Source organism: Bacillus coahuilensis m4-4, from assembly GCF_000171615.1.
GTDB classification, from domain to species: domain Bacteria; phylum Bacillota; class Bacilli; order Bacillales; family Bacillaceae_K; genus Bacillus_T; species Bacillus_T coahuilensis.
This window is the reverse complement of sequence record NZ_ABFU01000024.3, coordinates 30005-42918: the sequence shown is the minus strand read 5'-3', so window position 1 is coordinate 42918 and position 12914 is coordinate 30005. Positions and strand designations below refer to the sequence as shown.

Annotated in this window: 15 protein-coding genes and 2 pseudogenes; 6 read left to right on the top strand and 11 right to left on the bottom strand. The window is 36.1% G+C overall.

Translation table 11 applies throughout. From position 1 onward, the window contains the following. Positions 1–70: 70 nt before the first annotated feature. Positions 71–673, top strand: coding sequence for a YhcN/YlaJ family sporulation lipoprotein (locus M44_RS05860; protein ID WP_010171792.1), 603 nt, complete (start codon positions 71–73; stop codon positions 671–673). 35 nt (positions 674–708) lie between these two features. Here the strand turns inward: M44_RS05860 and M44_RS05855 are convergent, their stop codons facing one another. Then, positions 709–1164: a pyridoxamine 5'-phosphate oxidase family protein gene (locus tag M44_RS05855; RefSeq protein WP_029326749.1), complete on the bottom strand. Its 456-nt coding sequence runs from the start codon at positions 1162–1164 to the stop codon at positions 709–711. 158 nt (positions 1165–1322) lie between these two features. On the opposite strand from M44_RS05855, the gene M44_RS05850 reads away from it, so the two are divergent. Both M44_RS05850 and M44_RS05845 read left to right on the top strand, forming a co-directional pair. Further along, a complete protein-coding gene (locus tag M44_RS05850) occupies positions 1323–1523 on the top strand; it encodes a YlaI family protein (RefSeq protein WP_010171788.1) in 201 nt (66 codons plus the stop codon). Beyond that, positions 1523–1960: a hypothetical protein gene (locus tag M44_RS05845; protein ID WP_010171786.1), complete on the top strand. Its 438-nt coding sequence runs from the start codon at positions 1523–1525 to the stop codon at positions 1958–1960. Before M44_RS05850 ends, M44_RS05845 begins: the two co-directional genes overlap by 1 nt. Before the next feature lie 23 nt (positions 1961–1983). Here the strand turns inward: M44_RS05845 and M44_RS05840 are convergent, their stop codons facing one another. Both M44_RS05840 and typA read right to left on the bottom strand, forming a co-directional pair. Next, positions 1984–2298, bottom strand: coding sequence for a YlaH-like family protein (locus M44_RS05840; RefSeq protein ID WP_010171784.1), 315 nt, complete (start codon positions 2296–2298; stop codon positions 1984–1986). Between the two features lie 24 nt (positions 2299–2322). Next, entirely contained in the window at positions 2323–4170 is a 1848-nt protein-coding gene (typA, locus tag M44_RS05835; RefSeq protein ID WP_010171781.1) for a translational GTPase TypA, read from the bottom strand. Between the two features lie 122 nt (positions 4171–4292). On the opposite strand from typA, the gene M44_RS05830 reads away from it, so the two are divergent. Next, positions 4293–4481: a YlaF family protein gene (locus M44_RS05830; protein ID WP_010171779.1), complete on the top strand. Its 189-nt coding sequence runs from the start codon at positions 4293–4295 to the stop codon at positions 4479–4481. A gap of 49 nt (positions 4482–4530) precedes the next feature. Here M44_RS05830 and M44_RS20715 read toward each other — a convergent pair. Beyond that, positions 4531–5334: pseudogene (locus tag M44_RS20715) on the bottom strand (inositol monophosphatase family protein). Between the two features lie 119 nt (positions 5335–5453). Beyond that, positions 5454–5654 carry a hypothetical protein gene (locus tag M44_RS05820; RefSeq protein ID WP_010171777.1) on the bottom strand — a complete coding sequence of 67 codons (201 nt, stop codon included), beginning with the start codon at positions 5652–5654 and terminating at the stop codon, positions 5454–5456. A gap of 222 nt (positions 5655–5876) precedes the next feature. Here M44_RS05820 and M44_RS05815 point away from each other — a divergent pair, with 222 nt between their 5' ends. Then, positions 5877–6497 (top strand): YktB family protein, encoded by a 621-nt coding sequence (locus M44_RS05815; RefSeq protein ID WP_010171775.1) that lies wholly within the window; start codon positions 5877–5879, stop codon positions 6495–6497. A 79-nt stretch (positions 6498–6576) separates the two neighbouring features. Here M44_RS05815 and M44_RS05805 read toward each other — a convergent pair whose 3' ends face one another. Beyond that, positions 6577–6849 (bottom strand): UPF0223 family protein, encoded by a 273-nt coding sequence (locus M44_RS05805; protein WP_029326748.1) that lies wholly within the window; start codon positions 6847–6849, stop codon positions 6577–6579. A gap of 56 nt (positions 6850–6905) precedes the next feature. Next, on the bottom strand, positions 6906–7868 hold the full coding sequence (locus tag M44_RS05800; protein WP_010171771.1) for an NAD(P)H-dependent flavin oxidoreductase: 963 nt from the start codon (positions 7866–7868) through the stop codon (positions 6906–6908). Positions 7869–8073: 205 nt separating this feature from the next. Here M44_RS05800 and M44_RS20710 point away from each other — a divergent pair. Next, positions 8074–9544: pseudogene (locus M44_RS20710) on the top strand (aminotransferase class I/II-fold pyridoxal phosphate-dependent enzyme). Between the two features lie 54 nt (positions 9545–9598). Here the strand turns inward: M44_RS20710 and M44_RS05790 are convergent. The 4 genes from M44_RS05790 to M44_RS05775 form a co-directional block, all read right to left on the bottom strand. Next, entirely contained in the window at positions 9599–9715 is a 117-nt protein-coding gene (locus M44_RS05790; protein ID WP_010171769.1) for a GapA-binding peptide SR1P, read from the bottom strand. A gap of 369 nt (positions 9716–10084) precedes the next feature. Continuing rightward, a complete protein-coding gene (locus M44_RS05785) occupies positions 10085–10918 on the bottom strand; it encodes a polysaccharide deacetylase family protein (RefSeq protein ID WP_010171765.1) in 834 nt (277 codons plus the stop codon). Between the two features lie 54 nt (positions 10919–10972). Then, positions 10973–11224: a hypothetical protein gene (locus M44_RS05780; protein ID WP_010171763.1), complete on the bottom strand. Its 252-nt coding sequence runs from the start codon at positions 11222–11224 to the stop codon at positions 10973–10975. Between the two features lie 73 nt (positions 11225–11297). Next, the gene (locus M44_RS05775; RefSeq protein ID WP_010171761.1) at positions 11298–12227 is read right to left on the bottom strand and encodes a patatin-like phospholipase family protein; all 930 of its coding nucleotides are present in this window, start codon (positions 12225–12227) and stop codon (positions 11298–11300) included. Positions 12228–12914 lie beyond the last annotated feature (687 nt).

The following is a 12914-nucleotide window of genomic DNA, read 5'->3' as shown; positions in this document are numbered from 1 at the left end:
TTACGTATAAAGATAGAAGAAAATTACACACTAATTACTAAGAAAGCATCTTTTTAGGAGGGAATAACCTATGTATCGACTACTCGCACTCCTATTAATCGTAGTGATTAGTGCATGTCAAAATGACAATGAACTTGGCCTAAACGAAAATGAAGCACCTAGAACCATAAATGTAAATGACTCTACTATTGAACAGAATATTGACAGAGATGACAGTGAAACAACTTCCAATCGCCTAGCAGAACTTGCTGCATCTGTTCCTAACGTGAAACATGCTACAGTAGTAGCACTAGGAGAGTATGCTATTGTTGGGATTGATGTAGATAAAGACCTTGATCGTTCTGAAGTGGGAACAATCAAATACTCCGTTGCCGAAACCTTAAAAGATGATCCAGACGGAGCTGAAGCTCTTGTAGTAGCTGACCCGGATATAACAGCAAGGCTAACAGAAATACGTTATGATATACAAAATGGGCATCCTATCCAAGGTATTTTAAATGAACTCTCAGACATAACAGGAAGAATCATCCCCGAGCTACCGAAACACTTACAAAAAACTAACCCAGAAGAAGCTCCTGAGGAACCAGAATCAAAAATAAATGAAGGGAAAGAAAATACTCTAGACAAAGAGCAAGAAGATCAATCTAATAACTATCTAAATGAAAAAGAATAAAATGAAATACTAAAAGCCATGAAGAGCGCTATTTATTAAGCTTCTTTCATGGCTTTCATTACTTGTATATCTAATTTTTCCGCAGCTTTTTTGTCATATGTTTTATCATATTCAGGATATTGGACAATTTTTGAACCATAAAACATTACATCTCTAACTTCTTTTACAGATAGTTCCAGCAATGCTAGTTTTAACGGCACACCATTTAAAGTCTCTTCTTTAATCTTAGAGAGACCAGTAATGGTATAAGAAGTTTCGTTTGCTAAGACGTTCACAGCCATTGAAGCATGCTGCTGAATATTCTCAACCATTCTAGATTTCTTATCAACCGCAAGATAGAGCGTCTTCTCATCCTTTGCTATTACCCATGAAAGACTAGTTACTGCTGGACCACCAGTATCTTTATCCACCGTCGCAACTGTAACGAATCTTTCAGATTGAAAGCAATCAAACAATTCTTGAGATAACCTATCTTCCACTCGATTTGCCAACGCCATCCCTCCCAAATCTCAGACAGTTCTTGTTTGTAATTCTTGCTGTTATAGTCAGTATACTATACACCTTTGTAAAATATAAGTAGAACTCTCCTACTTTATGAAAGAGTATTTCACGTGATATACTTATGTTAAATGCAAATTAGGAGGAAACTATGAAAGTAAAATGCGTAATTTGTGAACGAATCGATACACTTCAAGACGAAAATCCCTTGGCAAAAAAGCTACGAAACCGCCCGATACATACTTATTTATGTGATGAATGTAATGATCGAATTGCGACAAAGACAAAAGAAAATCGAGACCCTGAAACATATCGTCTTCATCATCTACTAAACAAGGAAGCGGATTTTTAATGATCCGAAAAGGAATCATCATAGGGACGATTTCAGGTCTCCTTCTAGGGTTCTTTCTTAAGGGGATTGAGTATTTAACTGGAGTTAAAGTATATACATTATTATTAAATGTTGATTTTATACCAATCATCGGAGATATTCAGTGGCCAGAATTTATCGAATTCTTTTTTCATTGTATCATATCCTTTTTAATTGGTATTTTATACTTGTATATAATTGAAAAATCTAGCAATAAATGGTTCGGTGAACACCCACTATTCACAAGCTTTCTCATTACTCTCCCTACCATACCATTATACTTTCCTTTAGTTTTATTAGCTGAGAAAACCGTCCCACCTTTATGGGACATCGTTGCATTCACTTATTGGGGACTAGGTCATATTGTGTATTTCTTTAGTTTATATGTAAGTTATAAATGGCTATACAAAAAAGGTTGACCTAGTCGGTCAACCTTTTTTATTTAAGCCTCGGTACTTTTCTTTTCTTGTCGTAATCTTATTTTATATATGATTAAGATTAACGCTGCAACGACGAGACCCTCGGCAATGGGTAAGAAGATGCCTAGGAATGTTAATACCGTACAACCCAAAATTAAAAATGCATAAATAACAACATTCTTTAACAATGGGAGCTTTTTAGCAAACCCTAGCTTAAACACTAAAATCGCTAAAGCGACAATTGTAAGATAAAGTAACCACATTCCTAATTCTGTGTTTGCGTCTACTCGATAAAGAGATGCAAAAAAGGATAAGCGTTCTGTTACATTCGCTTCCACTTTGTGGCCCTCCCTTCTAAGAGATTAGTCGTTCAGTTCTGCGTATTTCTTTTTCTTCGCTACACGTTCACGCTCATTTTTATCAAGAATTTTCTTACGGAGACGAATGCTTTCAGGAGTAATCTCACAATATTCGTCATCATTTAAATACTCKAAAGATTGCTCTAAAGACATAATTCTTGGTTTTTTAATGGTAACGGTTTGGTCCTTATTAGCAGAACGAACATTTGTCGCTTGTTTGGATTTCGTGATGTTTACGGTAATATCATTTTCACGAGTATTTTCTCCGACAATCATTCCCGCATAAATCTCTACACCTGGTTCTATAAAGATGGTACCGCGGTCTTCCACTTGCATGATACCGTAAGTTGACGCTTTTCCAGTTTCCATTGAAACAAGAACACCTTGGTGACGTCCACCCACTCGACCTTGTTGCATTGGCTGGTAGCTGTCGAAGGTGTGGTTAATAATTCCAAATCCTCTAGTTAAACTCATGAATTCCGTAGAGTATCCAATAAGTCCACGAGACGGTACAAGGAAGATCAAGCGAACTTGTCCACTACCATTATTAATCATATCAAGCATTTCGCCCTTACGAGAACCTAATGACTCAATAATAGATCCTGTATGCTCTTCTGGAACATCAATTTGAACACGCTCAACTGGCTCACATTTTACCCCATCAATCTCACGAATAATAACTTGAGGTTTCGAAACTTGTAGCTCATATCCTTCACGACGCATGTTCTCAATTAAAATAGAAAGGTGAAGTTCTCCACGACCAGAAACGGTCCATGCATCAGGAGAATCTGTTGGTTCTACTCGTAAACTTACATCTGTTTGTAACTGTTGTAATAAACGCTCTTCAATCTTACGTGCTGTTACCCATTTACCTTCACGCCCTGCAAATGGAGAATTGTTAACCAAGAAAGTCATTTGTAATGTTGGCTCATCAATACGTAACACTGGTAGAGCTTCTTGTTGATCAACAGGACAAACCGTTTCCCCTACGTTAATGTCTTCCATTCCAGATACGGCTACTAAATCCCCAGCTTTTGCTTCTTCAATTTCAACACGCTTTAAACCTAAGAAACCAAAGATTTTGGTTACACGGAAGTTTTTCACGGAACCATCCAATTTCATTAAGGATACTTGTTGCCCTACTCGCATTGTTCCACGGAACACACGTCCAATTCCAATACGTCCAACATAATCATTATAATCAAGTAAAGCTACTTGGAATTGTAACCCTTCATCACTATTATCAATAGGAGCTGGAATATGTTCGATAATGCTATCATAGATTACTTGCATGTTCTCATCTTGGTTTGCAGGGTCTGAATCTAAGCTAGCTGTACCGTTAATTGCAGATGCATAAACTACTGGGAATTCAAGCTGGTCTTCGTTTGCATCTAACTCAATGAATAATTCAAGCACTTCATCAATAACTTCTTCCGGTCGTGCCGAATCTTTATCAATTTTGTTGACTACAACTATAGGTGTTAAATTTTGCTCTAATGCTTTCTTTAAAACAAATCGTGTTTGAGGCATACATCCTTCATATGCATCTACTACAAGTAGAACACCGTCTACCATTTTCATAATACGCTCAACTTCTCCACCAAAGTCAGCATGCCCAGGTGTATCAAGAATGTTAATTCTTGTATCTTTATATTGAATCGCAGTATTTTTAGCTAAGATGGTAATACCACGTTCTCTTTCTAGATCATTGGAATCCATTGCACGTTCTTCCACTTGCTCATTAGAACGAAAGATTCCAGATTGTTTTAATAATTCGTCCACTAATGTTGTTTTTCCATGGTCAACGTGGGCAATAATCGCAATATTGCGAAGATCTTGTCTTGTTTTCAAAAAATATCCACTCCTGATATCGTGTGATTCTACACACATTCTATTAACTTGATTATTATAGCACACTGTATAGAAAAGAATAAGCAGAAGATGTACAATGATGATGGATAGGAGGGGAAATTATGAAAAATATACAATGGATTTTTGTGTTATTGGCATGTTTAGCAGCTGCTTCTATTATGGGTATTGGAATTTTCATTAGTGAAGGAAGCTTAACTGGCGTGCTTTTATCAATTGTGGCCCTTATTTTTATTATGGGCTTTGGCTTTATGACCAAGAAAAAAAGTAGAGAGAATAATGAGAAATCTTAACAAAAATTTTACATAAAAAAGCTTCACAATGATGTGAAGCTTTTTTCATCTAATTCAATTCAACAGACCTTAAATATTTCTCAGAGATCTTTTGATGAAGACCTGGTTTTGAAATAAAACAGAGGATTTTGAAGTAATGGTAAGTGGTTCACCTGTTAGGCTCGTAACAACTCCCCCAACTTCTTCTACTATCACTTTTCCTCCAGCAAAATCCCAAGGGGAGAGTCTCATTGTAATATATGAATCTAATCTCCCAGAAGCTACATAAGCAATTTCCATTGCAGCAGAACCGTACGATCTAGTTCCTCGTACATTCTGAACTAACGGCCCAAGAACATGACGATTTATACGGTGGTTATCGGTTACCCATAACGCATTAACCCCAATAACAGCATCCTCTATTTCCACTTCACTTAATGGGCTGAGACGTTGATCATTTAAAAACGCTCCAAATCCTTTTCTAGCATGATACAACTCATCATGAACCACATCATATATGTAACCAAGCTGGCCTATTCCATCTTCATAAATACCTATACTTATGGCAAAGTTTCGCTGTTGATGGACAAAATTCATCGTGCCATCAATAGGATCAATCACCCAAATTACTCCATTCTCATCCTCTACAACATCACCAAATCCTTCTTCACCTAAGATTCGGTGGTCAGTATAAGCTTCATTAATTTTTTTAATTAAAAAACTGCTCAGTTTCTTTGTCCATATTCGTGACTAAATCATTTCTATTTGTTTTTGTTTCAATTTTTAATTGCTGGAGAAATGATGCACGTATTTTGCTTCCCGCTTCTTTTATCCATTGTATAGCCTGCTCATTTATCTTTTCCCAATTTGTCATGGTACTTTCCTCCCGTGCATATGCTATGGGTTTAAGCTTATAGAAAAATGCACGGTTATTCAAGTAACTACTCTTCAAATTTCACAAAATAAATGCGAGCTTTTCGCCCGCAAAAGGAGTTATTGTTGTAATGCTTTTAATCTCATTAATTCGTCTCTAATTCGAAGTAGCTTTTTCTTCGTTTTTGACTTTAAATCACTATCTTTATTTTCCATTGCTTCAAATAGTACGGCTAATTCGTAATCAAGTTCTAATCTTAATACAGCCAATCGTTGTTGAAAATAATCTTTTCTTGTAGAATGTTGAATCACTTGTTTCATTTTCCATACACTCCTTCCAATATTTGTTCCATTTGAAGTGAAGTAGCAGTTTGATTCATTTCATTTGATTGTATTACATTATCATATGAAATTTTAAATAGGATGTAACTAAAATGTGCGTTAGTCTATCTATGTTTCACTTCGAGTTCACACACTATATTTCCACAATTATCTCTATTATGTTAGAATGATTCTAAATTATTCTTAGGAGGAATTGTTAGATTGTCTACTACTACATTTTCACAGTCAGATTTCGACATATTTAAAATAGATGGTTTGGAGCCTCGAATGGAAGCCCTTGTTTCTTCTATTCGCCCCAAATTAGAGGCTTTAGGTCAAGAGTTCGCCCCTACACTTAGTGCCTTAGTTGGAGAAGAGATACATTACCACGTTGCAAAGCATGCGCGCAGGTCCGTCAATCCCCCTGCTGATACATGGGTAGCCTTTGCACCAAATAAACGAGGGTATAAGATGCATCCACATTTTCAAATCGGATTATGGGAATCACACGTTTTTATCTGGTTTGCTGTGATATACGAGGTACAGAACAAAGAAGAATTTGGACGTACTCTACAGGACAACCTTTCAAACATTCAATCCATAATCCCTTCCGATTTTGTTTGGTCAGGAGATCATACAAAGCCAGATTCTGTTCGTATGGATAATATGAGTTCAAATGACTTATCTACACTTTTTGAACGCCTCCAAACAGTTAAGAAAGCAGAGATTTTATGTGGATATCGAATTTTTCGTGATGAATTCATCAAGCTAACAGAACAACAGTGGCATGATATTATTCATAATGTATTTGTAAAAACAGTACCCCTTTACAAAATGGCTTAAACATTGAGATAAGCCCATTCTAATTCCTCAACTGTTCTAATAAACACACAAAACCACGGGACTACTCCCGTGGTTTTGATCATTTCATCGTAATGCTTTGACCGTCTTCTGCTTCCTTTGCTTTCTTGACAACATGGTAAGAAGAATATCCACTAGACTCTTCAAATTCATTACATATTTTCTTTTCTTCCGATTTGCTTGGAACAATTTCTTTAAACCGTTTATATGTGATCATGAATTGTTCTTTGGATACGTTTTTTTCATACGCTCTTTCGACTAGCTCAAAAAATTTAATGACGTCTATCACTTCATCCTTTGACCAATCCAAAGAAAAAGGATATTGATATTCCATTTCCTCACCTACATTTCTACCTCTTATACCCTTTACTATACACGTTTTAAGTAAAATTACACGGATGCCCATTTTGTTCTGAGTGTTTCTGCATCTGATATCATCCGGTCTATTAGTTCACTACAGGAAGGAACATCATGAATGAGACCCATTACTTGCCCTCCCCATCCATATCCTTCATTCAAGTTACCATGGTGAATGAAATCTTGATTTCTCTTTCCGCTAATATGATCCTTTAACGTTTCGTAGGAAGCTTGTTCACTTTCTTTAAGTAAAATCTCATCTGTCCAGGCGTTTTGAATAGCTCTTCCAGGTGCACCCATACTCCTTTTAATGACGACGGTGTCTCGTTCAGTACCTTTAAGTATAGCTTCTTTATAATTTGGATGGGCATGCTCACATTCTTTCGTAGCAATAAATCGAGTCCCCATCTCTATTCCTTCAGCACCAAGTGAGAGTGCTGCCATTAACCCTCTTGCATCTCCTATTCCTCCAGATGCAATAACGGGTATAGATACCGAATCTACAACTCTTGGCACAAGTACCATAGTACCAACATCTTCCTTACCTAAATGTCCTCCTCCTTCCTGTCCTACTACCATCACCATATCCGCACCAATTTCCTCTGCTTTCACTGCTTGTCTTACTCCTGCAACAAGTACAAGAGTTTTTACACTTGTCCCTTCCAAAAGCTTAAAAAAACCAGTAGGATTTCCACCTGTAACACTCACAATCGATACTTCTTCTTCTAGAGCGGCTTCAAGCATATGCTCAAAAGGTCTTCCATGCTGACCAATCGCAAAATTAACTCCAAATGGCTTATTTGTTAATTCATTCGTTTTTCTTATTTCTTCACGTAACTCTATTGGTGAAGGTAAGCTCATGGCAGTTATTTGACCTAAGCCACCAGCATTTGAAACGCTTGATGCAAGCTTACTATACGCTAAGTACGCTAAACCGCCTTGAATAATAGGGTATTGTATACCTAATTCCTTTGTGACTCTAGTCGACCAGTTCAACTTTTTCATCCTTTCGTTATGAATTCTATATAGGTGAGCATGCTAAAAAAGAGGTTTATATATCTTCAAGATGCGTTAAACATATACGGAGAATATAATGTAAGTAAAAAAAAAGAAGAAATGCTATAATTCTCGGGAGTAGTTAGGAACAATATCCCTTTACTACCAAAGATTTTATGTATTTAAATAAAGAGGTGTGAATTGATTGTCTCAAGAAAAAACGCCGTTATATACTGGCTTGTTAGAACACAGTAAAAAGAACCCTGTTCAGTTTCATATTCCGGGTCACAAAAAAGGTGCAGGGATGGACCCTGAATTCCGAGCATTTATTGGTGAGAATGCATTATCTATTGATTTAATAAACATTGGTCCTCTCGATGACCTTCATCATCCAAAAGGGATGATAAAAGAAGCACAAGACTTAGCAGCAGAGGCCTTTGGTGCAGATCATACTTTTTTTTCTTGTTCAAGGTACCTCGGGCGCCATTATGGCTATGGTAATGAGTGTCTGTGGTCCTGGGGATAAAATAATTGTACCGCGAAATGTTCACAAATCCGTGATGAGTGCTATTGTTTTTTCAGGTGCCACTCCTATTTTCATTCATCCTTCTGTTGATGAGAATTTAGGTATTTCCCACGGAATAACTTCAGATTTAGTTGAACGTGCACTACTTCAACACCCTGATGCTAAAGGTGTGTTAGTGATTAATCCTACCTATTTTGGGATTTCTGCTAATTTAAAAGAGATTGTAGAATTAGCTCATTCCTATAATGTCCCAGTTCTAGTCGATGAAGCTCATGGTGTGCATATCCATTTCCATGAAGATTTACCGCTTTCCGCGATGCAAGCAGGCGCTGACATGGCTGCTACTAGCGTTCATAAGTTAGGTGGCAGTATGACTCAAAGCTCTATACTTAATGTAAAGAGCGGGTTAGTGTCTCCGAAGCGTGTGCAAGCAATTTTAAGCATGCTAACTACTACCTCCACTTCTTATTTGTTGCTGGCTTCATTAGATGTAGCTAGAAAAAGATTAGTTATGGAAGGTCATGAATTAATTGATCGAGCCATTCGTTTAGCACAAAATACGCGCAGTCGCATTAATGAAATAGACCATATTGACTGTGTAGGAAAAGAAATTTTAGGTACGAAGGCTACTTATGATTATGATCCGACAAAATTAATAATTTCTGTTAAAGATTTAGGCATTACTGGCTTCGATGCAGAAAAATGGCTAAGAGAAACCTATAATATCGAAGTTGAAATGTCAGATTTATACAACTTATTATGTATTATAACACCTGGTGATACGGAGAGAGAAGCAAATATCTTGGTTGAAGCCTTACAAAAATTATCTGCTACCTTTATTGATCATTCAGGAGAACGTGAGATTGCCGTGATGTTACCAGATATCCCATTACTAGCTGTTACACCAAGAGATGCCTTTTATGCGGATACAGAAGTCGTTCCAATAAGAGAGTCAGCTGGTCGTATCATTGCTGAATTTATTATGGTCTATCCACCAGGCATTCCAATTTTTATACCTGGGGAAATTATAACCGAGGATAACATTGACTACATTCAAAAAAATATTGAAGCGGGGTTACCAGTTCAAGGTCCCGAAGATTATGATTTAAGTTACTTACGCGTTATTAAAGAGCATCAGGCTATACGATAAAAAAGATGTATCCGTCCTCGGATACATCTTTTTATTCCCCTTTGTCAAATCGCTTTAATCCTGTAATTCTTCTTCTTCCCCGCATCCACAATCAGAATACAAAACCGTTACTTTTTCCTCATCATAGTGCTCCATGGTACCTAAACAAGATTTACATACGATTGTACCCATTGTTTCAACCCCTTTGTTTAGTGTTGTTTGTAAGCGATTTCTTTCTTTGAATCTATAATAATATAACACATTTAAAATATCAAGCCTAAACTGTATGTCACATTAAAATAAATGTACCATAAATTAGGTCTATTATTTAAGTTCGTTGCATAAGAATAATTTTTGGTAACATCGCTGTCTGATTCCGTAAAAAAGCTTTGCGTTCCGAAGCACATTGCATAGTAGTCATCATTATAATCATCCAAAGAAAGTGGTCCTGCACCTCAAGGAGCCATCATCATTTTACATTATTCAACTTCTAAAAAATGCTTTTATCTACCATACTATTTATAAAAGCATAAAAAAAAGCACCCTGGGGGTGCTTTTTTGTTATGGGGTTTGTATTTCATTTGGGTCTACCATTTCATAGCCTTTATCGCGCAGACCTTGTACGATATCTTCTAGTCCCTCATTAGTCCAAGTACGGTCATGCATTAATAAATTTGCTCCATGATTTAAATAAGGAGTATTTACCATGATATCTGCAATCGCTTCTTTTGTTTGATATTCTTTTTCCCAATCGTATCCATATGTCCAGTTCATTAGCAGCATCTTTTCTTCCGCTACAACTGATTTACTGTATTCTGTGTTACTACCAAAAGGAGCTCTGAAAAATTTCGGTCTCTCACCGGTTATTTCTTCCACTAAGTCACTAATCGAAATGATTTCTTCTCGCTGCTTTTCTTCTGATAAATCTTTCAGATTACTATGACTATACGTATGGTTTCCTATTGGGAAGCCTAAATCATAAATTTCTTTTAAAATCTGTTTTTCTTCAGGAGTATCAAGAAAATGTCCATTCACAAAGAAAATAGCTGGGGCATTCATAGCTTTTAATGTTTTCGCCATGTCTAATGCATGTTGATCAGGAGCATCATCAATCGTTAATAATACAACCTGTGGGTTTGCATCTGATATAGGCTCAATAGACCAGTTAGATTCATTAAGTTTATATTGAGGCACTGTTGGCTCTTGAACTACTTCCTCCGTTGGTTCTACCTCGTCTAATTTCTCTTCCGCCGATTCAGTAGGTTCTTCTACTATTGATTCCTCTCTTTCCCGATCTTCTACCTCGTCAATAATAGTATTTTGTTCTGTCTCTTGATCAGTTTGACAGCCTACGAGTAGAAGTAAACTGGTTAAAATAGCCGCTCTTTTTCTCATTTGTGTCACCCTTCTACGTTTTAGTCTTTTTTCATTTTATCATAGTCAAATTGATTAAACGGATAGTATAGAAAAATATATCCAAAACAATCCTTTGACTATTTCGTAAAAAAGCAATGTTCCTAACGTTAATAGTACAGAATGAGTTGGTTTATAAGAAAACATTCTACTAATTCGATAACAGATAAAAATAAACACGCCAAACATGATCCACTTTACTACTGTTCCATCTAATGTTAAGAACTCAGTTAATGTAAAAAGACTCCATAAAAGCATATGAATAGAGATAGCTGCTACTCTTATCATGATATCACTCTCTTTACCGTCTTTTTACCATACTATATTTAGTTGTGAAACGATACATTCCTATCAGAACAGATTATTTCTTACTGGAAATAAATTCATTTCTAAATATAGTAATATAATCATGAAAATTCCACTTTTCTAGAAAATGATAGGCAGAGGAGTATCCAGCTTGATACAACCATTCTTTTTGTCCTTCAGTTAAACCAAAATCAGTACTAGATATGGAGTCAGTAGGAATAAGTATGGTTCTTGCCAATGCTTCCTCGTCTAAATGCCGATAATCATGTGCTTGCAGCATCGTTGATAATAATGACTTTACTATACTAAAGATTCCACTTGAATACCTTGAAACCGTTTCTTCTCGTTTAAAATGAAAACCAAATGTTGGCCATCTAGGAATATGGGGAGAATCGAAAATCCAAATTGGAAAATTACTCAGTAATCCTCCGTCGACCATTAAATTAGGGGAAGAAAACTGTTTTGTTTTCCATATAATCGGTTGAAAATAGATAGGTATAGTGCAGCTCATGGTCACGGCCTTAGCAACCGAAAACTCATCCGTTTCTCCGTACCACTCTAAATCATCTGGAAAAATAGTCATTCTATTATTGGTGATGTCTGACACGATAATTTTAAGCTGACATTCTTCTAAATCATTAAATGAATACACATTTTTATGTGCTAATTTCTCCGTTAACCACTGTTCTTGAAACGTATTTTTATAAAATCCTTCATGAAACAGTAAGTTCAATCCTTGTCCAATAAACGGCACATAATTTATCCAATTCTTTTTTAAGAATCGTACATAATCTAATTCCTTCATTATGACTCTTAATTCCTTCGCGTTATATCCACTTGCAAGTAAAGCAGCGATGATCGCCCCTGCTGAAGTACCAGCCAAACGATTCCACGAATAGCCTTGGTCTTCAATAGCTTGTACTGCCCCTACATGAGCAATTCCTCTTACCCCGCCTCCCTCGAATACACCGTCCACAAGTTTCATAATCACTTCACCTCACTATTATTTAGTATGATTAGAAAGTCTATTAAGCTGACAAGTTATCCTATCTTTTACTTTTACCTTAAAAACTTTAGGAAGACTATTGTGAAAGAACTTTTCTGTTATAATTGGCAGGTTAGTGACAAGTAATTTGATTGGTGTGATGAAGATATACCTTCTACAGTTAATAAAAGTCAGAATCGGTAGAATGGGATGCAACATTCATAGTCCCTAACATGTTATAGAATTTAAATCATTTTGGATCAACCACATGACGGGAAGTATTGTGAAAAACCATAAGAATGAGTTCAAATCAAAGAGTTAGAGAGTTTTGAGTTGATACAATTCGTACAACTTGGAGCTTTCCAAAAAAAATTTTCTGATAACAGTAATCAATCAGTAGAAATGAAAAGAAAAGGTAAGATATACACTATTATTCTTATAAAAAGTTTCTTTATCATATTATAACTCATGAAATTCAACAAATTGGACAAAATTCCTTTTGGGTTAGATAAATCTTCGTATGTAAAGATTTCTTTAACACTAGCAACAGTGGATGATACTCCCTTAACTATTTTCCTTTCTTTTATCACACATAATAGCAGGGCAATTCTTCATGTGAGATAAAAGTAAGTGATAAAATATGCTCCTGAAAAGGAGATTTCCATATAAAAAACCGATCTCACATAC